Below are 25,307 nucleotides of genomic sequence, written 5' to 3' on the forward strand. Positions count from 1 at the left end.
GTCAACGCGGCCATCGATCACGTGCTAAGGGAAGAGCAGGAAAATCGCCATGAGGTTCCAACTGGTACCAATAGGCTACTGTGGACACATCATCGCTTCGTTCAAAAGCGCCTTGGAACCCGGACCCAATTTGTTGCCAAGTGACGCGTAGATCTTGTTCGAATCGGATCGGATCTGGTATATGCCACCGATACAACCCCCGCATTGGAGGGCAATCATCATTGTGATAGGGATTGCGAATCGAGTAATCATGGTTGCTATAGAAGGGATACCCGCAGAAGGGCGCACAGTATGTCTGCTCACTGGTCCCTTCAGCGCTTGAAACGGCAAAACTCCAAGCTCCTCCAAAATAATCTTCAGTACCAGTGCTGCATATCGTTGGATATGCCTCGTCCCCATCGATATAGAATTTAAATTCACCTTCTCCCCACCAGTAGCGTTCAAGCACACTCAAGGCCAGATAGGTTCCAATGTACTGGCCTCTGCCCCGGACCCCGTCCAGAACGACGTAGTCCTGTCCAGGAACAGTTACTTTTTGCCTGCGCCATTGGGCATGGAAATACCCCGTACTCGCTGGCAGCGGATCGTCCTGCAACGAGTAATCGATCTGGTAGAACAAGGCAGGCACAACATTCACATGCTGGTTTTCCAAAACGAGACGGGCGTGTCTGCCAAACGGCATGGGGAAGTAGGCGTTCATCCCTCCTGTCGGCACCACTTGTATGGGCAGGGAGTTGACTCGACAGACCTGGCCAAAGCCACAGCAGAAGAAATCACCCAGGGGGCACTCAACCGAGGGAGTCTGCTCATCATCCCAGTAAATCCTCAGCACAAGATCACGCAGAACATATCGATCCGCATCACTTGTTCTATCCGCCACTGTGAACCACAGATGATTAATGACCCCTGTACCTTCAATATCAGCCAATACCACAGACGAACCTGGCTCCAGATTCCTGATGCAGGGGCTGCCCTTCCTGCCTGGGCCAAGCTCTCCTGCTGACATGGCTCCCCGACCTTTCTCGCCACGGGGATTTTCAGCATTAATCGACCTGCTTACGCTGGATTTGACGAGCGCCAGCCCCAATGGATCTCCTGCCAGCTGCGAACGCATACCCATCCTTTCTATGCCGACATCCGTCATCACGTATCTGTCACTCGCATATCTTTGTCGTATACCAGACCGTGGCATCAGGCGCGAGCCAAACCGCTCCATTTACTGATTCAACGACACTGCTATTCAACAAACACTTGGCCGAGACCGGCAACCTCACCGACGACCTACCAAAATTAGTCATGCTCCTCAAGCCGGAAGCCAAGATTAGTTCTAAGGTGTGGGTCAGCCCGTCATCAACAACGTTAACCTTCACATTCATATCATCTTCGACCCACTTGCTGCGCAAAGCCAGAGCCGTTTTAATCAGGGAACGAGCCGACTTGTCCGATCGCATTTCAGACTCTACGGAGTAGTCATCAAACCAAGCAGGCTGCGGTAGCCATGGGGCAGCACCCTTATTGAAGCCGAAGGATTTGTCATGCTCGCTCGTCCATGGAATCGGCACACGACATCCATCCCTCCCTTTGATTCGGTGCCCGGATCGTTCCCACTGAGGATCGCGGATATCTGTCGACTTAAGGTCGGTGACTTCCGGCAGCCCCAACTCATCGCCTTGATAGATGTATGCGGTTCCCGGCAGAGCCAGCATGATCATCGCGGCAGACCGTGCTCTCCGTAACCCGACCTCGCGATCAACGACGGGATCAGTTCCATTCGAAGCCACCCAAGCGAGTTCATCGGCACCCTTGGGCAGAGCCAACCGCGAAGCCAGCCTTGGGACATCATGATTGCCAAGGACCCAGCTGGGCGTGGCTCCGACTTTCTTGAAACCGCGGCATGTCCTGGTTATGGCTGACGCATACTCATCCAAATTCCAAGAAGCCTTTGCTAATGAGAAATCGAAGACCGATCCAAGCTCATCCGAGCGTGCATATGCAAAGACCCGGTCAGTGATAGGAGTCCAGGACTCCCCCACGGCCATGCGGGGAGGATCGTATTGGTTCAAGACCGTCCGCCACGATCTATAAATCTCATGGACTTCATCTCTGTCGAACAATGGATCGCTGCCGTCATCGCTCATAGGCGCCATGACCTCCGGATCCGGTCTGTCACGAAGAGGATCATGAAGGTCCTTGGCCAACCCATGCGATACGTCCACACGGAAACCATCGACCCCTCTGTCGCTCCAGAATCGAAGAACCGAAAGGAATTCCTCCCGTACGCTTGGATTGTCCCAGTTGAAATCAGGCTGTTCCTTGGAAAACAAATGAAGGTAATACCAACCGGATCCGCAGGGCTCCCAGGCGCTGCCGCCGAATTCAGAACGCCAATTGGTCGGCGGCAACTCGGCATGTCTCCCACGTCCTCGCCGAAAGACGAACCTGGATCTCATGGAAGATTCAGGTCCTTCTTCCAAGGCCTGCCTGAACCAGGGATGCTGGTTCGAGCAATGATTAGGCACGATATCGATGATGACCTTGATGCCGAGGGAATGGGCATGCTCCATCATCGAATCAAAATCCGCCAGCGTGCCCAGTTGGGGATCCACATCCCTATAGTCGGCTACATCATAACCACCGTCGACCATAGGAGAGGGATAGAAGGGACTCAGCCAGATTGCATCCACACCAAGATCAGCCAGATACTCCAGCCCACTCTCAATGCCTTGCAGGTCCCCTATGCCGTCATTGTCGGAATCTCGGAAGGACCTAGGATAAATCTGGTAGACGACGGCAGACCTCCACCAGTCCGGATCATGCATGTTATCTATTGTCACGACTCTCAGCCCTTTACCGATCCATCCAGCATGGCCTTGATGAAGTATCTTTGCAGGAAAATGAACAGTATCATTGTCGGCGCCATGATCAACAGAGAGCCCGCATTCAAAAGGACCACATCAGTGGAATACTGACCAACGAAAGACTGCAACGCACCGGCCATAGTCCGCTTGGTTGGGTCGTCAATGAGGACGACGGCAAGAAGGAATTGGTTCCATGTAGCCAAGAAGGTCAGTATGCCCAATGAAGACAGGGCAGGAACGACCAAGGGTAATTGAATACTGCGGAAGATTCTGAAATGGTTAGCACCGTCGATGCTTGCCGCCTCAATCAGATCCTTGGGCATCTGCGAGAAATAGGCTTGCATCCAGACCATGCCAAATGGCATATTGAGCCCGATCATCGGCAAGATGAGCGCCCATCTGGTATTGAGCAGCCCCATGGATTGGATTTCATAGTAAAGAGGAGTAACGAGCACTTCGAAGGGCAGAGTCAGACCGACAAAGAGCAGGCCATAGGCGATCCATCCACCCTTCACATGGAGAGAACCCATGGCGTAACCGCCCATTGCCGAGCAAATGAGCACAACCGGCACTACAACGAGGACAAGGATTGCACTAGATATCAGCAAGGGGGTGATATTCGCTACCTTCCAGGCAGCTGCAAAGTTCTCCCAATGAGGGTGTGCCGTGAATTGGATCCCGTGCGGCATGGAACCCTGCGGTTGTACGGCTGCCGAGAACATGCTGACAAAGGGCAGTATTGAGAAGATGATAGTCACGGCCAGGGTGAGGTTCCCGAGCACACGCACAGAGAGTGACTGTTTCACGCTTCCTCCTTTCCCTGCACCAGTCGCTGGAGCGGGCCCACCACAAGCAGCACGAGCACCATAAGCACCAGGGCGAGCGCAGAAGCCAGACCGACCCGGTTCTGCGTAAAGGCCAGGCGATATACCATGACGCCAGGTACCATCGTGCTGTAGCCAGGACCTCCTTGAGTGGCCATGAAGACCACGTCAAAGCTGGCCAGAGCTGCCACAACCGTCATAGTCAGGCAGACAGCGATCTGTCCGCGCAACCCAGGCAGCGTTATATGCCAGAGCTGGCTCCACCAACCTGCTCCATCAATACTGGCCGCTTCATATAAGGATTTATCGATGCCTCCGATGCCGGCCGATAGCAGCACGATGCAGAAGCCCAGCTGCAACCAGAAACCAATAACGCCGACTGACGTCAGCGCGGTGTGCTGGTTGCCCAACCATGAGGTGGCGTGCTCCCCCAGCCCCATTGCACTGAGCATCTGATTGACGATGCCGTCCTGTGCCAACATCCAGGTCCAAGCCACGGCCGCCGCCGCTCCAGGGATGACACGAGGCAAAAACAGACAGACCTGAGCAAAAGTGCTGACAGCTTTGGCACGAATATCACGGATCAAGGATGCGATGATCATTCCCAAAACAATGGGTATCAACGAGAAGAAGATAACCAGGTAGAACGAGTGCCCTATACTTCCCAGCAACACAGGATCAGTGAAGACCTTGACGAAATTCTTCACGCCCACCCAAGTGCTGGCATCAATTCCGTTCCAGTCATAGAAAGAATACCAGGCAGTCTGGATAATCGGCCAGAACACAAAGACCAGGTAGAAGGCCAGCCCGGGAAGCAGAAACAACCAACCTGCCAGGGTGGAGCTCAGACTCCTGCCACGAGCCGGGAGGGCATCGGCAGCCCGCGAGGCCGATACCGACCTCGCGCGCCGCCGATTTGTGAGATGCGTGCTCAATGCCGCACCTCTTGGCTATACTCCTGCTGAATCTTTTCCGTAAACTGCTGAGCGGTAAGACTGTTGTCGAGCAAGAGCTGGAAATTGGGAATGAACCCACTTGACTGGATTCCAGCTGTGGCGTTGTTGATGAAGTCAGTCGATCTGCCCGAATCGAAAACATCCTTGTAATAGTCAAACATGCTGCGCTGAAGAGCACTCTGCGCCTTGGGCAGGGATTGGCCCTCGACTGTCTTCGGGTAGTACCCGCTGACATTCGCTATGATCTGCCGGGCTTCATCACTCTGCGTGTAATTGAGGAAGCAGGCTGCTGCGTCTTTGTTTCGGGAGTTCTTAGGAATTCCGAAGAAGCTTCCCGCATTGGCTGCAATGCTTGGCTGCTCATTGGCAGAATTCGCCGGGAAGGGAATGAATTGCACATCGTCACCCATGGCTTTAGCCACCGTTGCCAAATTCCAGTTTCCACTGGGGAAGAACACACCCTCGCCGGCGGTGAATCTGCTTAAGGCGGTGGAAGCATCGATGGCATTGACCCCTTGTGGCAAATACCCCTCTTTATTCCAATCCTGAAGTTTTTGCGCCGCCTCCTTTGAACCCTTGGTCCTGAAATCAGCTTTTGGCTTTTGCAATATCCAGTCCTGCACCGACTGCACCGAGTCAGTGTTGGTCATCATCGCTTGGAAAGCGAATGATGTCCCGCCGTCCTTCGCATAGGTCATCATAGGAATGAGGCCTGCGTCCTTAGCTTTGCCCATATCCGATTCAAATTCATCCAAGGTGCGGGGAAGATCGGCAATTCCTGCCTTAGCCGTCAGCTTGGTATTGACATACACACCTGAAACCGAATAGGAATTGGGCAGCGCATATAAGTCGCCATCACCGAGTCTGCCCTTGGCATCAGCCCTATACAGTTGCGTTTGGGACTTGGGGACCTTCCATCCGTATGCTTTTACATACGGTTCGAGGGATATCACATGGTGACCGCTGACCGCAGTGTTGACATCCGTCAGGCGCGCTATATCCGGAGCATCGGTGGAAGAGATGACACGCGGTCCATTTTGAGCCGAAACATTGTCCGGATCATAGTTTGCCTTGATATGAATGTTAGGGTATTTGCTCTGGAACCCCTTGATGAGCGCATCGTCTACTGTCTTGAGCCCTGCGCCGTCCCAGAGTTTAAGCTCATACGACTTCGAGCCCATATCCGTACTGACTGAAGACGGCTCATTGCTACTCTCAGATGAGCCAGTGGAACCTGGCCCACACGCTGCAAGCGAAAGAATCATTCCTGTTGCAAGCAGGGCCACACCACCTTGCTTAATCACTGATTTCATCATTGTTTCTACTCCTCAAATGTTCACAACACTGATGAACATGTAAAACCGATTTTATTCATGTTAAATAAATGATAAACTGTGACCTATCCTCCTAATATTGATAGATTTGTAATATCGGTTGCACACAGTGTATAAAACACTTCCTCACATGTCAAATCGATCCTTCTGGATGCTTGCCGATGACTCACCAACCACAACAATGACTGATTGCGGCATTGGCCGGCTCTGATCGTCTCTGTTCATCAGAAGTTACCGTTGTAAAATCGGTTGTACTAACACTGCGACATACTGTGACACCAACCAAGGGGCGTAAGAGATGAGAGAGCCGACTATTTATGATGTAGCCAAGGAAGCTGGGGTGTCTGCGTCAACGGTTTCCAGAGCGCTCCAAGGCAAGAACCGTGTTTCAGACAACACCAGAGCCAAAGTATTTGAAGCGAGCGCAAGGCTCGGATTCACCGCTTCAAAGGAAGCATCAAGGCTCCGCAGCGGTAAGACAGGCAGAATAGCGCTGATTGTCGGTAATCACCTTTCAGGATGGTACAGTTCCGAACTTGCTGAAGGAGTCTATTCAGCACTCTGCGAAGAAGGGTATGACCTGCTGTCTTATCGGGTAGCAGATAAAAAACAACGCGCTGAATTCTTCTCTTCGATGCCAGTCAAGCGCAACGCCGATGCCATGATCATCTCGTCCTTCGCCCTTACCGACCAAGAGGGGCAGACCTTGCGCAGCACCGGCATGCCCATCGTGGGTGTCAACACCATGCATTTGGATGACCGCTACAGTAATGCATCAATCGGAGTCGATGAAGTCACCACTACCAGGGATCTAATTCGCCGCCTGATCGCCATCGGTCATACCAACATCGCATATCTCAAACGGACACAATTCAACAAGGACTTCGTCTGGGATGCCGACCAGCGCATAACTGGCTACCACCTTGGGCTTGAAGAGGGAGCCATTCCCAGAAGAGACGACTACGAGATTGCAATCCCCTACCAAGGAGACATCGGCAAGCTGGCAGCCAGTGCAATTCTGGCACTGGCCCCACGCCCGACAGCAGTATGCTGCATCAGCGACGAAGTGGCCATATGCCTGGTCCATGAACTCCGCCGTTTGGGAATTCGGGTACCGGATGACATATCAGTGGTGGGGTTTGACGACAGAGAACTGGCCGGCCCCCTAGGCATTTCAACAGTGCGTCATGAGCCAAACGCCTACGGCCGGACAGCTGCACAAATGGCTATTCGCTTGGCCAATGGAAATAAACTGCCCCACCGCCGTATTACTGCTAAAGCCACATTCATACTGAGGGAGACCATGGGGCCCGCACCTAAAATCAGCGGCCAGTGACTCACGCCGCTGAACCCGACTCTTGACCGCCCCGGGAAAGGCGGGCAGACAGGGCCAAACTCATGGATCTTCCTTAGTCGATCAGCGAGTGGATCTGCACGATTTGATCGCGGCCCGGACCCGAACCCACGGCCGAGATGCGGCAGCCGGACAGATCCTCCAGACGGTGGATGTAGTCCTTGGCCTTGGTCGGGAACTCTTCGAAGCTCTTGGCGCCGGAGATATCCTCGCGCCAGCCGGGCAGCTCCTCGTATACCGGCTGGGCGGATTGGAACTCGGCCTGGTCCACGGGCATCTGGTCCACCCTGGCCCGGGAGCCGTCGGACCGGGTGATGTCGTAGCCCACGCAGACCGGGATGGTCTCCAGGCCGGAGAGGACATCCAGCTTGGTCAACACGATGTCGGTCAGGCCGTTGATCTGCACTGCATAGCGGCTGACCAGCGCGTCGAACCAGCCGCAGCGGCGGGAGCGGCCGGTGGTCACCCCGTACTCGTGGCCCTGACGGCGCAGCCATTCGCCCTGCTCGTTGTCCAGCTCCGTGGGGAAGGGCCCCTCGCCAACGCGGGTCACATAGGCCTTGGCCACGCCGACCACCCGGTCGATCTTGGTCGGGCCCACGCCGGTGCCGGTGCAGGCGCCCCCGGCCGTGCAATTGGATGAGGTGACGAAGGGATAGGTGCCATGGTCCACGTCCAGCATGGTGGCCTGTCCCCCCTCGAAGAGGACATTCTTGCCCTGCTCCAGGGCCTGGTTGAGCATCAATGAGGTATTCGCCACATAGGGCTTGAGCCGTTCGGCGTATCCCGACAGCTCTTCAACGGTGGCCTCCACCTCGATGGCCCGACGATTGTAAAGCTTGACCAGCATCTGGTTCTTCTGGTGCAGGCTGGCCTCCACCTTGTCGCGCAGGTGGTCGACATTGAACAGGTCGTGCACACGAATCCCCACACGGTTGATTTTGTCGGCATAGGCCGGGCCGATCCCGCGGCCTGTCGTGCCGATCTTATGCTTGCCCAAGAAGCGCTCGGTCACCTTGTCCAGCGTCCGGTGGTAGGGGGCGATGATGTGCGCAGACTCGCTGATCCGCAACCGGCTGCAGTCCACGCCACGGGACTGGAGCCCATCGATCTCCTCGAAGAGGGCGGCCGGGTCGACCACGACGCCGTTGCCGATGACCGGGGTGATGGCCGGGTGAATGATCCCCGAGGGCAGAAGATGGAGGGCGTATTCCTGATCGCCCACGACCACGGTATGGCCGGCGTTGTTGCCCCCGTTGAACCTGGCGACGTAGTCCATGTGCTCGCCGATCAGATCCGTTGCCTTGCCCTTGCCCTCGTCGCCCCACTGGGCCCCGACGATCACGATTCCAGGCATACGATGCTCCTTATCCGCTGGTCGCCATCCAAGGAAAACAAAGGCAGACCATCCATAGACGAGCCTAACCCCACGTATGGAGCGGAAGACGGATCCGGAAATAGGGAAGCCGCGTATATTCTGGCCGGAGACCGGAATCCCCAACAGGGCTTCAGTAAGGTTCCACCCTATATGAAAGCCTATGCAGATCCAGAGTTATGCCTGGATACCATGATGGAACCAGCATAAGACCGGCTTCGATGGCTATGGCCAGACACGAGAAGAGCGTGGCGCCAGGGTTGAGCGCATGCATGAGCCCGAAAAGAAGTGAGGTCAAAGTCAGTGCAGGCACCCAGCCCAGCCAGCGATCCAGGGCGTGGAAAGCCACAACCAACGCCCAGCCCGCCCAACAAGGAGACGAAGAAACCATGGGCCGTCAACTCGGTAGGCTGACGTTCAGCCCACCTCACCATGACAACTTTGGCATACAACCAGATGACGAAGCCCATGAGGAGGATGGCGACCAATAGCACCAGCCATTGGGCCCATGAGGGACGGCCGATCATCGGGGTCGTTGAGGAATCAAGCAGCAGTCTTGCGTATTCCCTCTCTGGGCGGGCATGAATTGGATGGCGTATGCCGTTTCATCTCATGGCCCGTCCTGCACTGCCTAGCTGCTGACAGGCTTCGACTACACGAGCCGCCATCCCGTCCTCGGCCTGGCGCCCCCAGGAACGTGGGTCATACTCGCTCTTGTCGCCAACCTCCCCGTCCACCTTGAGGACCTTGTCGTAGTTGGCGAACATGTGCCCTGCCACGGCCCTGGTGAAGGCGTACTGGGTGTCGGTATCCACATTCATCTTGACCACGCCATGAGCGACAGCCGAGGCGATCTCCTCCGGCTGCGAGCCAGAGCCCCCATGGAAGACCAAGAGGAAGGGCTTGTTGGCAGGGGCGCTCGGGGCGGGGATACCGCCAACTTCCCCATCCGATATGGCTCTGGCCGTCCTGGCCTGGATCTGCCCCAGCAGATCGGGCCTTAGCTTGACCACACCGGGCTTGTAGGACCCATGCACGTTGCCGAAGGTAAAGGCCACCATGTAGCGGCCGCGCTCACCCAGACCCAGGGCATCGACCACCCTGGGGCCATCCTCGGGCGAAGAATAGAGCCGTTGGTCGATAGCCGCCGAGTGACCGTCCTCCTCGCCGCCGACTGTTCCCACTTCGATCTCCAAAACGGTGTGGGCGGCCCGGGACTGCTCCAGCAGCTCTGCCGCCGTGGCCAAATTCTCCCTCAGGGGCAAGCCGGAACCGTCCCACATGTGCGACTGGAAGAGCGGATCCTGACCGTGAGCCACCTGATCCTTCTCGTAGGCCAGCAAGGGACGCACCCACTCGTCCAGGTATTGCGGGGCGCAGTGGTCCGTATGCAGGGCCACGGTGATGCTCGGATAGCGGGCGACCACCTCATGGGCGAATCTGGCAAAGGCGATGGAGCCAGCCACCCGGTCGGCCAGGCGCTGTCCGGACAGGTAGGCGGCACCTCCGACGGAGACCTGGATGATCCCGTCAGACTGTGCTTCGTCCAGCCCCTGCAGGGCCGCGTTCAGAGTCTGCGTGCTGGTCACATTGATGGCGGGATAGGCGTAGGACCCCCGTCTGGCCGCATCGAGCATTGCCGCATACCGTTCAGGAGTCGCTAAAGTCATACCCTCATTATCGTCGGTTGCGCGGAAAAGCGGCCGGCCACTCGCAGCTGCAGACATCACCGATGGATTTGCAGGTCTCTGCCCTGATGGCGAACACCCCGCGACGCACTTTGACAAGCCTCCGAGCCGCAGGTAGTTTAGCTCCGTACAGTTTGATGAAACGTTACATCAAACAGGTTGTTTGTTTCACGGCAGTAACGAATCAGCCTAGAGAAGGCACGACATAGGTAAGCAGAAGGTTGGGGCTGCCCATCCTTCTGGGAAGGAGACCAACGTGTCAGCAAGCAAGGAAACCGTCCGCAAGATCATCCTGGATCTGGACACTGGCATCGATGACACGCTGGCTCTGTCCTACGTCCTGGGCTCCCCGGATGCCGAACTGATCGGGATCACCGGCACCTATGGCAACGTAGTGCTTGACCGGGGCGTCGACAACGATCTGCGGTTGCTGGCCATGTATGGCCGGGAGGACATCCCGGTCTTCAAGGGAATCGACCACCCCAGCACGGCCGACTCCTTCAGCGTTCCGCCGGACTCCGAAATCTTCCACGGGGCCAACGGCACCGGCAACATTGAAATCCCCGCACGCACCGACCGGCAGGCCAGCCAGCAGAGCTCGGTAGACTTCATCATCGACGCAGTCCGCCGCTACCCCAAGGGCGAGCTGGTCGTGGTGCCCACCGGCGCCCTGACCACCATCGCCGCCGCCCTGGAAAAGGCCCCCGACATCGTCGACCGCATCAGCATCGTCATGATGGGCGGCACGCTGACCCAGCCGGGCAACGTAGGACCCTTCGCGGAAGCCAACATCAACCAGGACCCCGAGGCCGCCAACCGGGTCTTCGCCACCACCGCAGACATCACCATGGTCGGCCTGGACGTAACCACCCAGGCGCTGATGAGCCGCGAGGACACCGAGGCCCTGCGCGCCACAGGCACCAGCGCCGGCCGCTTCCTGGCAGACATGACCGACTACTACATCGACATCAGCGAAAAGGAGAGCGGGGTCTACCTGGGCGGCTGCAACCTGCACGACCCCCTGGCCGCCGCCGTGGCCATCGACCCCAGCCTGGTCACCACCTTCGCCACCAACCTGATGGTCGAGACCGAGGGACCACAGCGGGCACGCACCATCGGCGACCCCAGCAGGCTTCTGGACACGGTCAAGAACACCAAGGTGGCCCTGTCGGTCGACGCCGAGCGGTTCACCAAGCGCTTCATGGACAGGCTTCTGACCCTGGTGCGCAAGACCGAGAGCGAACGATAGAAGGACGGCAGTCATGAGCGAATCCATCACCACCGAGGCTACCGAAGCGACCGTGGACGAAAACCGCCGCAGCACCAAGCGGGCCCTGCCGGCCCTGCTGACCATCTTCCTGCTGGGCACCCTGATGATCCAGGCCTTCAACCTGGTCTTCCAGAACGTGGGCGACTCCCTGGGGATGTCCGCCAACGCCTCGCTGATCAGCACACTGCCCGGCATCGTCCTAGGCGTGGTCTGCATGCTCTACGGCACCCTCTGCGACTACATCTCCCCTCGGAAGATGACCCTGTTCGGCGTGGGCGCCCTGATCGTCGGCAGTCTTCTGGGCTTCTTCGGCGCATCGAACTTCTGGGCCGTGGTCCTTGCCCGCATGATCCAGACCGCGGGCGGCCAGGTGGCTGGTTCGGTCTTCCTGGTCATGGCCATGAAGTACCTGAGCGACAAGGAGCGCGCCTTCTATCTGGGCATCTTCAACGCCGTCTACTACGCATCCTCGGCTGTGGGCATCTTCGCCGGCGGACTGATCACCTCCATCGACTGGCGCTACCTCTTCCTGGTGCCGCTGGTCTCCATCCTCCTGATCCCCCCGGTGCTCAAGTACACGCCTGACACCGGCATCAAGGGCGAGCGCATCGACGTCTTCGGCATCGCCCTGTTCGCGCTGATCGCCGGGTTCGTGGCCGTCTACTTCTCCTTCCCGGCCACTTGGATGCTGGGAGTGCTGGCCGTCCTGATCCTGATCTTCGCCGGCTATGTCTGGAAGGGCGCCAACCCCTTCCTGAGCCGCGGGTTCGTGACCAACGGCGCCTACATGGCTGTCCTGCTGGCCCTCTTCGTCTTCTACTTCTTCAACTTCGCCTGCGTGCCCATCTACAACGTGATTGGCGACCGCATCTACGGAATCTCCCTGAGCCAGGTCTCCCTCTGCCTGACCATCGTCTACATCGTGGCCACCCTGGTGGGCTGCCTGTCCGGAGTCATCATGAACGCCATGGGACGCCTGCCCATGCTGATTCTGTCTGCCCTGCTCATGATTGCCGGAGCTGCGGGTTCGGCCCTGATGCTCACCTCGGGCTTCTGGGTCCTGACCGCGCTGGCCTCGGTCTTCATCGCCGGCATCACCATGTCCTACACGCCCCTCTACGACTCCTTCTCGGCCACCCTGCCCGTGGATCAGAATGGGCGTGGCATTGGCATCGGGGATCTGATGATGAACACCTCGGCTTCCATCGGCATGGCTGTCTACAGCGGACTCATGGCCAATCCCCAATTCGGGTCACATGCCCTGGCGGGTGTCAAGACCGGCATCCAAGCCCAGGTGGCCAACATGTTCTGGGTCATGGCGCTGGCCGCCCTGCTGGCCCTGATCATCGTGGCCGTCTTCCACAAGGCCATGTCAGCCAAGGCTCCCCAGGAGTAAGGCTGGTGTGACCCACACATTCTTGGTCGGATAGCCACACGGCCCGGTCCGCTCTTCCCAGCCTTGGGAATGAGTCAGGTCCAGGCCCGGCACCCGGCCGCGCGAACCGGGGAGGAAGCGGAGTTCGGACTGCTTTCGGCATTGTGATAGTCCCCCTCTTCCCTCAGCCGCCGATGGCAAGAAGATCGCCGCCCCTCCCCCCGGTGGAGAACCCCCGTCATAGCCATAACTGACGGGGGTTCTTCCATATCTTCAGTTCCTACCATGAATCCTGTGCCTATGGTTCGGACTGTGCCTCGGAGCACAACTTATACAGACGTTTGAGAAAGGGAATCCGAGAATGCGGCTGGACTGCGCTTCCCGTCCCATTGTGAGTATCCGCCGACCTTGAGGCTCAAAAACGGATGACCGGCCCAACTAGGCACTGGACGACTCAGGGGTTTGCAAAGGCCTGACCTCCTGTAATAGACCTAAACGAACTCAATTAAGCCATTGACCTTACGGTTTCACGTGAAACATCAGCGTTCCAGAAACCCTCCAAAATGAAGAGAACCCGGCGGTGCATGAACACCGCCGGGCGAGAGAGAAGAAAGGGAAATCAGTTGTCGGACGGAGGTCAACCGCCCGTTCGGTTTTTGAGCCGATAGTTATAGTAAAGAACACCTACCTTATGGTGACGATAGTGTTATCTGAAAATTCTCTGTGAATCCAGCCGGATCACAAAGCGGGCATAGGGCCGGTTAGACTGGATTTCGGATGGTTTCCCGCCCACGGAGAGACCCTCGACCAACGAGCTTAAAGGAGATACCTCGGCATGCTGCTCAGCGACCATGACATCCTGGATGCCCACCAGGCAGGACACCTGAATCTGGACCCGTGGACGCCTGCCATGGTTCAGCCCTCCAGCGTGGATGTGCGCCTGGACCGTTACTTCCGAGTCTTCAACAATCATCAGTACACCTATGTGGATCCAGCGGAGGATCAGGGTGCATTGACTGAGCAGTTCGAGGTACCAAAGGACGAACCCTGGATCCTGCATCCAGGCGAGTTCGTTCTGGGATCCACCTGGGAGTATGTCAAGCTGGATTCGACGCTGGCAGCCCGACTGGAGGGCAAGAGCTCCCTGGGCCGTCTGGGCATTCTGACCCACTCCACTGCTGGATTCGTCGATCCCGGTTTCGAAGGGCATATCACCCTGGAGCTGTCGAACGTGAGCACACTGCCGGTCAAACTCTGGCCAGGCATGAAGATCGGCCAGATGTGCTTCTTCCAGCTCTCCTCGCCCGCCCAGTACCCCTATGGATCCAAGCACAACGGTTCCCATTACCAGGGCCAGCGCGGTCCAACCCCCTCCCGCTCCTACGTCAACTTCTACAAGGCCGACATCTCGGACTGAATACTGAATGCCAACAGCCGCCTGCACCATCATCTTGACTTCGAGCGCACTAGAAGGGGTATAGCTGGGTCTGCCGGAATGATCCGGCCAAGATGATGGCAAGGAGACTAACCCATGGCAATCAAACAGACGGCGGGCCAGGACCGGCTCGGTCGGTTCGCACCACAATTCGCCCATCTCAACGATGATGTGCTCTTCGGCCAGGTCTGGTCCCGCGAGGACGAGCTTTCGGCTCGGGACCGCAGCATGATTACCTGTGCAGGCTTGATGAGCATGGGGCTCTTCCCCCAGCTGAAGAGCCATATGGCCATGGCCAAGGGCAATGGCGTCACCCGCACTGAAATGGTGGCGTTGATCACCCATCTGGCCTTCTATGCAGGGTGGCCCAAGGCATGGTCGGCTTTCGACCTGGCCAGGGAGGTCTACGGTGAGAGCGACCGTGATGACGAGAGCCAGGACATCACGGCAACGGCAACGGCGACCGGGACCGATCCGGATTCAGGGCCCTATCCATTGGGAGACTCGGCTGACGGATCCAACTTCAGTGGTCATGTCTGGCTGCACCGCCTGACTGATCCGGACGCGGAATGCTCAGCCAGCAATGTGACCTTCGCACCCGGATGCGTCAACCGTTGGCACACCCACCCGCATGGCCAGCTCCTGATCGTCACCGCCGGGCAAGGGTGGGAGCAGGAGGAAGGCCATCAGCCGCGCAGACTGGAACCAGGCGATGTGGTCTTCTGCCCGGCTGGCGTCAGACACTGGCATGGGGCTTCAGGCCGGTCATCCATGGCCCACATCGCCGTCACCCCGGCATCGAAGGGACAGTCCCCGGTCGAGTGGATGGAGTTCCCAGACCCTGATCAGGTAGCCGCTCTGGGATGACCCGCACGGTCGGTCTGCGCGGCCTGAACGATAAAGGTACAGCGTGTCTTCACCCTGCAGATGTTGAGACCGACAGACAGCCAACCGGTTCCCGCCTGCCTTTACACTGAAGACATGGCTAACAAGAAAGGCCCGACCAAGGGTTCGGGCGGCAAGCACCGCAACAAACTGCGCGGCCGGGGGCCTACCCCCAAGGCCGAGGATCGCGTCTACCACAAGGCCTACAAGGCCCGGCAGGCGGCCCAGCGCAGGCAGGCGGCCGATCCACGTCTGGCAGCCCGCCGCCGGGCCGACCGGTTCACCTCTGATTCCGACGATCTGGTCATCGGCCGCAACGCCGTCCTGGAAGCCCTGCGCGTAGGCGTCCCGGCCAGCCAGCTCTATCTGGCCGCCCGGATGGAACACGACGACAGGACCAGGGAGATCGTGCGACTGGCCGGACAAGAGGGACTCAACCTGCTGGAAGCCGATCGCCTGGAGATGAACCGCATCGCCCGATCCGGCAACCACCAGGGCGTGGTCCTCAAGGTGCAGCCCTACCAGTACGCCTCCCTGCAGAGCCTGGTCGACAAGGCCGAGAAGCACGCGGCCGCCCTGGAAGGGGCCGACCAAGCGACCAGGGTTGCCGCCCGCCCGCTGTTCATCGCCCTGGACGGGGTCACCGACCCACAGAATCTGGGGGCAGTGATCCGTTCAGCCGCGGCCTTCGGAGCCTCGGGCGTGATCCTGCCCGAGCGCCGCAGCGCCTCGGTCACAGCGGCAGCCTGGAAGGTCTCCGCCGGAGCCGCCGCCCACCTGCCCGTGGCCCGCGTGGTCAACCTGACCAAGGCCATCCAAGGGCTCAAGGAGCGCGGCTACTACGCGGTCGGCCTGGACGGCGCAGGCAGCGCCATAGTAGGCGAAACAGGCTTCGAGACCGACCCGCTCGTGGTGGTCCTAGGCTCCGAGGGCAAGGGGCTGAGCCGCCTGGTCCGGGAGAACTGCGACACCCTGGCCTCCATCCCCATCTCCAGCTCGGTGGAATCCCTGAATGCTTCGGTGGCGGCCGGCATCAGCCTGTACGCCGTAGCCATGGCACGCCGACGGTCCGCCAGCCAAGCCAAATAGCCCCAGACAGGCACCGGCAATCTGAAGACGGGCAGACCCGAGCGGCAACAGCCTGCGCCCCTCAGCCAGCATGCATCAGACCGGTGCCGCACAAACCCAAGAGTCAACTGGAGGCCCAGACCGCATCGTCCTGATCGTCCTCATCGGCAGCCGCATCCAGGCTGCCGGGGGCGTAGACCGATCTCAGCGAGCCTCGGCCGCCATTCTCGTCTTCAAAGGCTGGTTGCGACGGCACCTCCTCGCCTGCCCGGTCACGATCCTTCTGGGTGCCCGCTCCGGTCTGGCCTCCAACACTGGTTTGGTCAGTCATCCCACTGTTGGCTGCGTCATGGCCCCCCTCCTCATGGCCATTTGCATCCTTGTCAGTCTGATCACGGGCAGTTTGCTTACTCTGACCAGCCTGGGCATGGGCGTCCTGCCAACTCATCTCGTCGTCGACCACCCCGGCATCGGCCTCTTCGTTGATGGTCTTCATGTCCTCGGAGTCCAGCCGGTACTCGGGCAGGGACTCGCTGATGTAGCTCTGCACGGCCTCGGCCATGGGCACGTCGTGGCCGGCCTTCTCGGCCATCAGCCAGCGGTGGGTCAGCACCTCATGGAAGAACTGGGCCGGTTCGATCTGCGAGCGATATTCTGGTGGGATCATGCGCACGGTGGGCTCGAAGACCTCGCGCATCCAGTCGGTGGCCACAATCTCCAAGTCCTCGCCCTGCCGCCAGGTGGATGCCCGGTAGGCATCCAGATCGTTGAGCAACCGCCGGGCCTGGTTCTCCTGCACATCCAGACCGGTCAGCCGCAACAGCTTGCGGGAGGCATAGCCGGCATCGACCACCCTGGGGCGCACCAGCACCCGGTTGCCGTCCTCCTCGGTCTTCATCTCCAGCTCGTCCACGTCGAAGCCCAGATCGTTGAGCCGGTTGACGCGGCGCTCGATCTTCCACATCTCGTCAGGATCGAAGCTGTCCACGTCCGTCAGGGCGCTCCAGAGGGAGTGGTAGCGGTCCACCAGCCGGTTGCCTACGCCGACCTCGTCCACCTCGCCGGCCAGCAGGTTGCCGGAATCCAGATCCATGAGCTCGCCGATGATGTTGGTTCTGGCCAGGTCGATGTCGTACTCGCGCTGGCCGTCAGTCAGGCTGGCGTGCAGATCGCCGGTCTCGGCATCGACCAGGAAGGCCGAGAAGGCATCGGCATCGCGCAGGAAGAGCACATTGGACAGGGAGACATCGCCCCAGTAGAAGCCTGCCAGATGGAGCCTTACCAGAAGAACCGCCAGAGCATCGATCAGCCGCTCGGCCGTGTCCGGACGCAGGTTGCGGGCAAAGAGGGCACGGTAGGGCAGTGAGAACTTCAGGTGCTGGGTGACCAGCATGGCCTCCAGGGGTTCGCCCTCGCGAGTGTGGCGACCGGTGACCACAGCTACGGGATTGACCGTGGGCAGCTCCAGTTTTTGCAGCTTGCGCAGGAGCTCGTACTCACGCTCGGCCACCCGCTGGGTGATCTCCTTCATGGCGTAGACATCGTCGCCCACGTGGACAAAGCGCACCACGTGCCGGGATATGCCTCTGGGCAGGTTGGCCAGCAGATCCCGGGGCCAGGTGGCCAGCGGCCTCTCCCAGGGCAGGGTGAACATCCTGGGGTTGGAGCTGGTGGCCGTGATGTGCAGGGCTGCCGGCTCCCGCTCGGAGGAGGGGTCGGCTGTAGTCGTTATTGAAGTGGCTTTCAGGGCACGGGGGTCCAGAGAGGAGGCCGTCGCCCGGTTGATATTCACGCTAGTCATGCTTCATCCATCCCATCGCCGCCCATCCTATACGGGAAGAGCCCCGCACGGATGCGCCGCGCGGGGCTCCTGGTCACCCGGTCGAACAAGGAAAGGAGATGATATCAATAATCGATACAGGCCCTGCGGATCGGCGGGAAACCGTGGCCGAACCGCAGGGCTACAGGAAGACTCAGTTCAGCCGCAGCTCGCTGGCCGGGGAGAACAGGTGCATCTTCTCAGGATCGATGTGGATCTTGACCACGTCGCCCACCTTGGGCAGGTCACGCGGGTTGACACGGATGGTGGTCAGCTTGTTCTGATCGGACATGACGATGGCCTGCTCAGCCGCGCTGTTGTCGGTCAGAATGTTGCCGTAGATGTAGCCATCGGAGCCCAGATCCTCCACGTTGGCCACCTTCAGGGAGAAGGCATCCGGCTCGTCGGCACCGGCCAGAGAAGCATTCTCGGGACGGAAACCTACGACGATCTTGCCCTGGTCGTCGGGGGTCAGCTTGTCGACGGCCTCGCGCGGCAGGCTGATGGTGTCCTCGCCGATCTTGGCCTGCCCGTTGACCACGGGGTGGATGTTGATGTTCATGGAGGGCGAGCCGATGAAGCCGGCCACAAAGACGTTCTCGGGCCGATCATAGAGCTCGGTAGGCGCACCCACCTGCTGCAGGACGCCCAGCTTGATGACGGCGATCCTGTCGCCCATGGTCAGCGCCTCGGTCTGATCGTGGGTCACGTACAGGGTGGTGACGTTGAGCTGCCGCTGCAGAGCGGCGATCTGGGTACGGGTCTGGACACGCAGCTTGGCGTCCAGGTTGGACAGAGGCTCATCCATCAGGAAGACCTTGGGCTGACGCACAATGGCGCGCCCCATGGCCACACGCTGACGCTGACCACCGGACAGAGCCTTGGGCTTGCGGTCCAGGTACTCGGTCAGATCCAGCACTTCGGCGGCCTTCTCCACCCGCTGGCGAATCTCATCCTTGGGGGTGCCGGCGATCTTCAGGGCGAAGCCCATGTTGTCGGCCACGGTCATATGGGGGTAAAGAGCGTAGTTCTGGAAGACCATGGCGATGTCGCGGTCCTTGGGCTGCATGGTCGTCACATCCTTGTCGCCAATCATGATGCGGCCCTTGTTGACCTCCTCAAGGCCGGCCAGCATGCGCAGGGTGGTGGACTTTCCGCAGCCGGAAGGCCCTACCAGAACAAGGAATTCACCGTCTTTGATGTCCAGACTGAGGTCACTGACCGAGGGCTCATCGTTGCCCGGGTAGATACGAGTGACGTGGTCGAATACCACTTCTGCCATTATTCATCCTTTCATCGGCAGGTACGTGCCGAACGATCCGTAGTGAAGGGGTTGATGTTCACTGTGGTTTCCGTCCCGGGGTCAACACCGACATCGGTATGGCCATGCGACGGTTTTCTGTTTTGCGGTTAAGAGAAACTCTCCCTTGAGCCAGTGCCCACTATACACCAGGGTCTGAATTCGACCGGTGAACCCTTGCCGACTCAATCCTCGGGCTTGTCGGAATCTTCGGCATCGCGCTCGAAGACCGTCCTGGCCACGTTGATCGCGTTGATGACCCGCGGGAATCCTACGTAGGGAGCACATTGGAGTATGGCTTCGACCACAGCCGCCTTGCTCAGCCCCACATTCAAGGCTCCCTGTATGTGAACGGCCAACTGCGGAGCCGTGTCGCCCTGCGTAACCAGACTGCCTATGGTGACCAGCTCCCGCTGCTGGAGATCAAGTCCTTTCCGGGTGTATATGTCGCCAAAAGCGAATTCGACAATCCAGCGACCCAGGTCCGGCGCTATGTCCTGAAGAGAGTCGATGACAGCCTGACCTCCCTTGCCGTCGATAGCGGCCAAGGCTTCAGAGCCCTTTTCAAAGCGCGAAGCTTCCATGAAGCCCCTTCTTTCTGCTGTTTTGGATGTTTTCCCACCGATAATATTGTATCAACGCCTGTTTACGCATTATGCCGCTGGCTCCGATCAGGCTGCCAGATTCCCAGCGGCCAAGGACGCAAAACAGCAGGAGGGGACAATCAGGTGCTTTTCAACCTGTCGGGGCACAATGGAGATATGAGCGATCTTGAGGGTTTGGACCTAAGGCCGGAACGGCTGGTCGGGGGCTACACCCTGATTGAGCCCCTGGGCGGCGGAGCCATGGGCTCTGTCTGGCGCGCACGGGATGGCGGGGGCCAGGACTACGCCATGAAGATCCTGCGGGAGTCCCTGGAAGAAGAGAGCCAGGTGTCACCAGACAGCTCTGACGAACGTGACCGCGCCTCGGCCCGCGAGCGCCTGCGACGCGAAGCCTTGGCCCTGCAACGGATCCGTCATCCGGGCGTCTGCCGGATCGTGGACATGGAGCTTGATGATGCCCTGGCATTCATCGTCACCGAACTGATCGAGGGGCGCAATCTACGGGACGACGTGGCCGTCAACGGGCCCTATCAGGGCGACGACCTGGAACGGCTGGCGCGGAAGCTGACCGATGCCGTCGCGGCCGTCCACCAGGCGGGCATCGTCCACCGGGACATCAAACCCACCAATGTGATGATTTCGGTCTCGGGCCCGGTGCTGGTGGACTTCGGCATCGCCATGGGCCAGGGACAGAGCCATGTGACCCGGACCGGGCTGGTCATGGGAACCCCCGGCTTCATCGCCCCGGAAATCATCGACGGAGCCGAGGCCGATCAGGGAACCGACTGGTGGAGCACGGCCGCCGTTCTGGCCTATGCGGCCACCGGACGGGCGGTCTTCGGCGACAAGCCCATGATGGCGGTTCTGGAGCGGGAAGCCTCGGGCAATGCTGACCTGTCTGGGCTGCCCGTGGGCACCATGAGAGCCCTGCGCTCGGCGCTCTCCCCCGACCGGGGGGCGCGTTGCACGCCTGAGGAGCTTCTGGAGGCCATCAGCCGGGATGCCATGGATCCGCAGGCCTGGCAGGGTGAGCAAGACGACCAGGAACCCGGCAAGGGCAGTCAGGAGACGATGCGCCCTTTTGGCGGCGGCTCTTCGGAGGCTGAGGAGCAGACCGACTCGCCCACCATGGTCGTTGAGCCGGCCACCATGCCCATGCCGCCTATTACGCAGGCTAATCCAGACAGTCCACGGACGGCCTGGTCACAGCCTCTGACAAACGGCGAAGCCGATGAACAGACGACCCTCCTACCCGACTTGGAGCAACCCACCACCCTCTTGAATCCCCTTCCAGCAGCCCAGGAGCAGCAGGAGCAGACGCAGACCTGGCAGGATCTCCAGCCTGCAGCCGATCGTCAAGATCTACAAGCCACTACCGTCCAGGATCCGCTTCTGCCGGCACAGCCCCTGCCCAGCGGCTACAGCAATGACGCAAACGCCCACTGGCTGGGAGACCAGCCCCCTGCCCAGATACGACGCCTGCGCTACCTGAAGGCCGGAACCCCCTGCCTGGTCATGCTGGGAATGTTCCCTGCCCTGCTGACAGCACTGGCTCCGGTCTCGGCCCTGGCAACCGCCGGAATCCTTCTCTGGGCCCTGAGCACTGCCGGATGGAGCATCAAAGCCCAGATCGAACGCGAGCTGCGCCGCGACGGCCCTCGGCGGGGCACCGACCGTCTGCTGAACGCAGCTGCCCTCCCCTGGCACCTGCTCAAGGGCCTGGGGGCCGCCCTGCTGCGCCTGCCGGGCATGATCCTTGTCCAGGTTTTGGTCGCTCTGCCGCTGACCTGGGCGGGCGCCCTCACCACCGTCCGCGCAGGCCTGACCCTGGGTGAACACCTGTTGACCCTCCCCCTGCCGGCAGCCAGGCCCCTGTCCGCCGGCGGGCTGGCCATGGCCCTGGCGACGCTGGCAGGCTGGCTGTTGACGACTCTGCCGACGCAGAACCGCTCAGCCCCCAAAGCCAACAGCGGCAACAGGGTCCTGCGGCTGGCGGCGGGTCGCATCCCCATGGGCCGCCAGGATCCCACGGCGCCAGGCAACCCCCGCCGCAGGTGGATCCTGCTCCTGATCTGGCTGCTGATCATTGCCGTCCTCCTGGCCGGGCTGATCGCCCAGCCCTCCATGGACTGGGCCCCCATCCACCTCCTGCGCGCCTAAGGCCGCGCTCCACCCCTGGCGGCTACACTATGCTCAGTACGCCAAGGAAAGGATCCAGGTCATGTCCAAGGGCAAGCAGAACCGCAAGGCCGCGCTCAAGGCCCAGGAAGAGGCCCGTCGGCTCCAGGAGGCCAAGGAACGCCGCCAGCAGACCATGATCGGCGTCATCGTCACCGTGGCGCTCGTCGCGCTGATCGCTCTGGGCGGATTCCTGTACTGGCGCAGCCATCGCCCGGTCAAGACCCAGGACCTGGAGCAGGCTCGTCAGGCCGTCGCCAAGGTCAAGGAAAAGCCCTCGGCCGCCAATGACCAGGGCGGCTTTCTGATCAGCTCCCAAGGGCTGGGCAAACCGGTGGCCAAGGCTCCGACAGTGGAGATCTACATGGACTTCATGTGCCCGGGCTGCGGCGCCCTGCATCGCGGACTGGACTCCACCCTGACCGGTCTGGTGGATGCCGGGCAGATCAACCTGGTCATCTATCCCATGAGCTTCATGGACAGGCTCTCCACCGACAACTACTCGACCAGGACGGGCACGGCCACCATCTACGTGGCCCAGCACGATCCGGACCACCTGCTGCCCTTCATCGCCAATCTCTACGCCAAGGACTTCCAGCCGGACGAGTCCGACTACCACCCCATCAGCAACGACAAGATCCGCCAACAGGCCATCAAGGCCGGGGTTGATCCCAAGGTTGCTGACCAGGCGGTCAAGGGCCACTACCGGGCTTGGATCAAGGCCATGGACACCTACACCCCCCTGCGCAAGGAGCTCTGGAATCCCTCCGGGTCCAACAAGGGGCAGATGACCACGCCCACGGTCCGCATCAACGGCAGTTACTGGGAGCTGGGCAACCTGTCCCAAGCAGGTCTGGACTACCGCTCGGGCCTGCTCAAGGCTCTGGGCCTGGACCAGTCCAAGGTGGGCGTCAAGGGCGCCATGCCCGCCATCGGCGCCTCCGGCCAACCGCGCTCGCTGGACTGAACCGGGCAGGTCGAGAGAAATTTCGCGTCCAGCGTCCCCCTTGGGGGCACGGTGATGGTACGATATCATTCCGTACCGCGGCCCGGAGCTGTAATGGACCACCGGGACCGCCTCCTTAGCTCAGTTGGCCAGAGCAGCCGCCTTGTAAGCGGCAGGTCGTCAGTTCGACTCTGACAGGAGGCTCTACGCCAGGAACGAACCATAAAATCCGATTATTCAGCTTTGTCTCCGGGCAGGCTATAATAATGGACATTACCTGGATAATTGCAAATACTTCCCTCGAGTAAGTCATTTCGGAGGCTCGTTCTCCGAAGTACGAACGGAGCTTTTTCCCCAACCATCTCCGTTCGTATTCGAGGACGGGATCATTCCCCTTCATTCCCGTCCTCTTGACGTTGATCCGCCGGCCCAGGGCCCGGGTCTTGAAAAGCCGACTGACCGATGACGGTCAAGTCGGCTTTTTTATTGCCCACATCCGAGACAAATGTGGATGTTTGCCCGACCTTGCTGATTGTCTGGCTTGGCTCCATGCCCGCGCCGCTAGAATTGCCAGGTACAGACAAGGCAGGAACGGGGAGGCGAACACATGGCCAGACGCTGGACGCCGCGGCGTTTCGTCGTGCTCAGAAGGATCCGCGTGGCATCCTGCGCACTCCTGGTCGTTCTGGCCATGGTCCTGGCCTTCGGCATCACCGCACGCAAGAGCGTGGCTTTAAGCGTCAACGGCCAGACCAAAATGGTGACCACCTACGCCTACAGCGTGGACGGCCTGCTGCGCCAGCAGGGGATCAAGGTCAAGACCCACGACCTGGTCGATTCCACCTCCGGAGGCCAGCTGCGCAACCATGCGGCAGTCACCGTACGTTCCGCCTATCAGACAACCATCGTCATCCAGGGCCAACGCGTGCCCTTCTGGACCACAGCCACCAGCATGGACCAGCTGCTGGGATTCTTCGAGGAGAACCGCAAGCAGGCCATGAAGGTCACCGTGGATATAGGCAACGTCTACAACCAGCTGACCGGCGGTCTGGTCATCAACCAGGCGGGGCCGGTCACGGTCATAGCTGATGGGAAGACCTCGGTGGCCCCCGACGGCAAGCTCCCAGCCGCCTCCATCCTGGACTCCAAGGGCATCGTGCCAGGCAAGGAGGACCGGGTCAGCGTGGAGCACGACCAGGGCGCCACCGTGCTGCGTGTCCGACGGGTCACCCACGGGAACACCCAGAAGACCATCCCTCTGGCCTTTGCTACACGTACCGTGGTCGACCCGAACCTGGCGCCAGGCCAGACTCAGATCCGACAGGAAGGCGTAGCCGGCCAGCGTCTGCAGACCATCCAGGTCACCTATGTGGACGGACAGGCAGAATCGGAGCAGGTCGTCAAGGAGGAGACTGTGGCCATGCCAGTGGATCAGGTGGTGGCCGTCGGCCCTGACAAGCCAAAGGAGGGGCAGAGCAGCGGGCAGCAGTCCAAGGACAAGGGGTCCGATCATGCCAAGGACGCTTCCTCCCCAAGCGCCTCGCCGAACAAGGATGCGCAGTCGGGAAAGACAACTGCCACGCCCCCGCAGGCATCACAGCCATCAGGCTCGAATGCAACGACCAAGCCGGATCCCCCAAGCCAGGCCGAAAACACACCAGCCCCGCCGCCATCGCCAAGCCCATCGCCAAGCGGCCTTTGGCATGCAGGACCCGGCCTAGCCCAAGCCTATGCCTCGGGTGCAGCCGCCCAGCGCGGATGGACAGGTTCGCAATTCGATGACCTGGTGAAACTCTGGAACAAGGAGTCAGGATGGCAATGGGATGCCGAGAACCTTTCCGGTGCCTACGGCATCCCCCAAAGCCTGCCGGGCTCTAAAATGAGTCAATTCGGTGCCAACTGGCGTGACGATGCTGCCATCCAAATCGACTGGGGCCTCTGGTATATCGGCCAACGATACGGAAACCCCAGCACGGCCTGGCACCACTCCGAGCAGTACAACTGGTACTGACCTCCTACTACATTCACGAGCAGCGA

At 60.0% G+C, this 25,307-nt stretch carries 19 protein-coding genes and 1 tRNA gene; 10 read left to right on the forward strand and 10 right to left on the reverse strand.

Annotated features, from left to right (window positions below):
• Position 1: 1 nt before the first annotated feature.
• From H3T92_RS04100 to H3T92_RS04120, 5 genes are all read right to left on the reverse strand, one after another.
• Positions 2 to 1,114, reverse strand: coding sequence for a glycoside hydrolase family 172 protein (locus H3T92_RS04100; RefSeq protein WP_121914888.1), 1,113 nt, complete (start codon positions 1,112 to 1,114; stop codon positions 2 to 4).
• Between the two features lie 40 nt (positions 1,115 to 1,154).
• On the reverse strand, positions 1,155 to 2,819 hold the full coding sequence (locus tag H3T92_RS04105; RefSeq protein WP_232341854.1) for a glycoside hydrolase family 13 protein: 1,665 nt from the start codon (positions 2,817 to 2,819) through the stop codon (positions 1,155 to 1,157).
• Positions 2,820 to 2,839: 20 nt separating this feature from the next.
• Positions 2,840 to 3,664 (reverse strand): carbohydrate ABC transporter permease, encoded by an 825-nt coding sequence (locus H3T92_RS04110; protein WP_015022642.1) that lies wholly within the window; start codon positions 3,662 to 3,664, stop codon positions 2,840 to 2,842.
• Positions 3,661 to 4,530 (reverse strand): carbohydrate ABC transporter permease, encoded by an 870-nt coding sequence (locus H3T92_RS04115; RefSeq protein WP_110413698.1) that lies wholly within the window; start codon positions 4,528 to 4,530, stop codon positions 3,661 to 3,663. Before H3T92_RS04115 ends, H3T92_RS04110 begins: the two co-directional genes overlap by 4 nt.
• A gap of 83 nt (positions 4,531 to 4,613) precedes the next feature.
• On the reverse strand, positions 4,614 to 5,951 hold the full coding sequence (locus H3T92_RS04120; RefSeq protein WP_183129820.1) for an ABC transporter substrate-binding protein: 1,338 nt from the start codon (positions 5,949 to 5,951) through the stop codon (positions 4,614 to 4,616).
• A 319-nt stretch (positions 5,952 to 6,270) separates the two neighbouring features.
• Between H3T92_RS04120 and H3T92_RS04125 the strand changes: the two genes are divergently transcribed.
• Positions 6,271 to 7,308 carry a LacI family DNA-binding transcriptional regulator gene (locus tag H3T92_RS04125; RefSeq protein WP_110413628.1) on the forward strand — a complete coding sequence of 346 codons (1,038 nt, stop codon included), beginning with the start codon at positions 6,271 to 6,273 and terminating at the stop codon, positions 7,306 to 7,308.
• 73 nt (positions 7,309 to 7,381) lie between these two features.
• Here the strand turns inward: H3T92_RS04125 and H3T92_RS04130 are convergent, their stop codons facing one another.
• Together H3T92_RS04130 and fbaA are read right to left on the reverse strand one after the other, a co-directional pair.
• Entirely contained in the window at positions 7,382 to 8,683 is a 1,302-nt protein-coding gene (locus H3T92_RS04130; RefSeq protein ID WP_198189389.1) for an adenylosuccinate synthase, read from the reverse strand.
• Between the two features lie 623 nt (positions 8,684 to 9,306).
• Positions 9,307 to 10,371, reverse strand: a complete 1,065-nt coding sequence (gene fbaA / locus H3T92_RS04135; protein ID WP_198189390.1) for a class II fructose-bisphosphate aldolase — start codon at positions 10,369 to 10,371, stop codon at positions 9,307 to 9,309.
• Positions 10,372 to 10,645: 274 nt separating this feature from the next.
• On the opposite strand from fbaA, the gene H3T92_RS04140 reads away from it, so the two are divergent.
• The 5 genes from H3T92_RS04140 (at position 10,646) to rlmB (ending at position 16,443) form a co-directional block, all read left to right on the forward strand.
• The gene (locus tag H3T92_RS04140) at positions 10,646 to 11,638 is read left to right on the forward strand and encodes a nucleoside hydrolase (protein WP_198189391.1); all 993 of its coding nucleotides are present in this window, start codon (positions 10,646 to 10,648) and stop codon (positions 11,636 to 11,638) included.
• A gap of 13 nt (positions 11,639 to 11,651) precedes the next feature.
• Positions 11,652 to 13,055, forward strand: coding sequence for an MFS transporter (locus tag H3T92_RS04145; protein ID WP_198189392.1), 1,404 nt, complete (start codon positions 11,652 to 11,654; stop codon positions 13,053 to 13,055).
• An 814-nt stretch (positions 13,056 to 13,869) separates the two neighbouring features.
• Positions 13,870 to 14,451, forward strand: coding sequence for a dCTP deaminase (gene dcd, locus H3T92_RS04150; protein ID WP_198189393.1), 582 nt, complete (start codon positions 13,870 to 13,872; stop codon positions 14,449 to 14,451).
• Between the two features lie 114 nt (positions 14,452 to 14,565).
• Positions 14,566 to 15,336 carry a carboxymuconolactone decarboxylase family protein gene (locus tag H3T92_RS04155; RefSeq protein ID WP_198189394.1) on the forward strand — a complete coding sequence of 257 codons (771 nt, stop codon included), beginning with the start codon at positions 14,566 to 14,568 and terminating at the stop codon, positions 15,334 to 15,336.
• Between the two features lie 114 nt (positions 15,337 to 15,450).
• Positions 15,451 to 16,443, forward strand: a complete 993-nt coding sequence (gene rlmB, locus H3T92_RS04160) for a 23S rRNA (guanosine(2251)-2'-O)-methyltransferase RlmB (RefSeq protein WP_198189395.1) — start codon at positions 15,451 to 15,453, stop codon at positions 16,441 to 16,443.
• A 103-nt stretch (positions 16,444 to 16,546) separates the two neighbouring features.
• Here rlmB and H3T92_RS04165 read toward each other — a convergent pair whose 3' ends face one another.
• The 3 genes from H3T92_RS04165 to H3T92_RS04175 form a co-directional block, all read right to left on the reverse strand.
• On the reverse strand, positions 16,547 to 18,223 hold the full coding sequence (locus tag H3T92_RS04165) for a DUF4032 domain-containing protein (protein WP_198189396.1): 1,677 nt from the start codon (positions 18,221 to 18,223) through the stop codon (positions 16,547 to 16,549).
• Positions 18,224 to 18,395: 172 nt separating this feature from the next.
• Entirely contained in the window at positions 18,396 to 19,523 is a 1,128-nt protein-coding gene (locus H3T92_RS04170; RefSeq protein ID WP_144084829.1) for an ABC transporter ATP-binding protein, read from the reverse strand.
• A gap of 203 nt (positions 19,524 to 19,726) precedes the next feature.
• A complete protein-coding gene (locus tag H3T92_RS04175; protein ID WP_198189397.1) occupies positions 19,727 to 20,125 on the reverse strand; it encodes a carboxymuconolactone decarboxylase family protein in 399 nt (132 codons plus the stop codon).
• A gap of 177 nt (positions 20,126 to 20,302) precedes the next feature.
• Here H3T92_RS04175 and H3T92_RS04180 point away from each other — a divergent pair, with 177 nt between their 5' ends.
• From H3T92_RS04180 to H3T92_RS04195, 4 genes are all read left to right on the forward strand, one after another.
• Positions 20,303 to 22,306 (forward strand): serine/threonine-protein kinase, encoded by a 2,004-nt coding sequence (locus H3T92_RS04180; RefSeq protein WP_198189398.1) that lies wholly within the window; start codon positions 20,303 to 20,305, stop codon positions 22,304 to 22,306.
• Between the two features lie 61 nt (positions 22,307 to 22,367).
• On the forward strand, positions 22,368 to 23,291 hold the full coding sequence (locus H3T92_RS04185; RefSeq protein ID WP_045925045.1) for a DsbA family protein: 924 nt from the start codon (positions 22,368 to 22,370) through the stop codon (positions 23,289 to 23,291).
• 109 nt (positions 23,292 to 23,400) lie between these two features.
• Positions 23,401 to 23,474, forward strand: a tRNA-Thr gene (locus H3T92_RS04190).
• A gap of 403 nt (positions 23,475 to 23,877) precedes the next feature.
• Complete coding sequence (locus H3T92_RS04195; RefSeq protein WP_198189399.1) at positions 23,878 to 25,281, forward strand: G5 domain-containing protein; 1,404 nt, start codon at positions 23,878 to 23,880, stop codon at positions 25,279 to 25,281.
• Positions 25,282 to 25,307 lie beyond the last annotated feature (26 nt).

This window comes from Bifidobacterium sp. W8112, assembly GCF_016101425.1.
Taxonomy (GTDB): domain Bacteria; phylum Actinomycetota; class Actinomycetes; order Actinomycetales; family Bifidobacteriaceae; genus Bombiscardovia; species Bombiscardovia apousia.

Excerpts from the sequence above, each read along its gene's own strand:
- H3T92_RS04125 (WP_110413628.1), top strand. The coding sequence starts at position 6,271 with ATGAGAGAGCCGACTATTTATGATGTAGCCAAGGAAGCTGGGGTGTCT.
- H3T92_RS04145 (WP_198189392.1), top strand. The coding sequence starts at position 11,652 with ATGAGCGAATCCATCACCACCGAGGCTACCGAAGCGACCGTGGACGAA.
- H3T92_RS04175 (WP_198189397.1), bottom strand. The coding sequence starts at position 20,125 with ATGGAAGCTTCGCGCTTTGAAAAGGGCTCTGAAGCCTTGGCCGCTATC.
- H3T92_RS04165 (WP_198189396.1), bottom strand. The coding sequence starts at position 18,223 with ATGACTAGCGTGAATATCAACCGGGCGACGGCCTCCTCTCTGGACCCC.
- dcd (WP_198189393.1), top strand. The coding sequence starts at position 13,870 with ATGCTGCTCAGCGACCATGACATCCTGGATGCCCACCAGGCAGGACAC.
- rlmB (WP_198189395.1), top strand. The coding sequence starts at position 15,451 with ATGGCTAACAAGAAAGGCCCGACCAAGGGTTCGGGCGGCAAGCACCGC.
- H3T92_RS04100 (WP_121914888.1), bottom strand. The coding sequence starts at position 1,114 with ATGCGTTCGCAGCTGGCAGGAGATCCATTGGGGCTGGCGCTCGTCAAA.
- fbaA (WP_198189390.1), bottom strand. The coding sequence starts at position 10,371 with ATGACTTTAGCGACTCCTGAACGGTATGCGGCAATGCTCGATGCGGCC.
- H3T92_RS04105 (WP_232341854.1), bottom strand. The coding sequence starts at position 2,819 with ATGCATGATCCGGACTGGTGGAGGTCTGCCGTCGTCTACCAGATTTAT.
- H3T92_RS04170 (WP_144084829.1), bottom strand. The coding sequence starts at position 19,523 with ATGGCAGAAGTGGTATTCGACCACGTCACTCGTATCTACCCGGGCAAC.
- H3T92_RS04155 (WP_198189394.1), top strand. The coding sequence starts at position 14,566 with ATGGCAATCAAACAGACGGCGGGCCAGGACCGGCTCGGTCGGTTCGCA.
- H3T92_RS04120 (WP_183129820.1), bottom strand. The coding sequence starts at position 5,951 with ATGAAATCAGTGATTAAGCAAGGTGGTGTGGCCCTGCTTGCAACAGGA.
- H3T92_RS04195 (WP_198189399.1), top strand. The coding sequence starts at position 23,878 with ATGGCCAGACGCTGGACGCCGCGGCGTTTCGTCGTGCTCAGAAGGATC.
- H3T92_RS04185 (WP_045925045.1), top strand. The coding sequence starts at position 22,368 with ATGTCCAAGGGCAAGCAGAACCGCAAGGCCGCGCTCAAGGCCCAGGAA.
- H3T92_RS04130 (WP_198189389.1), bottom strand. The coding sequence starts at position 8,683 with ATGCCTGGAATCGTGATCGTCGGGGCCCAGTGGGGCGACGAGGGCAAG.
- H3T92_RS04180 (WP_198189398.1), top strand. The coding sequence starts at position 20,303 with ATGAGCGATCTTGAGGGTTTGGACCTAAGGCCGGAACGGCTGGTCGGG.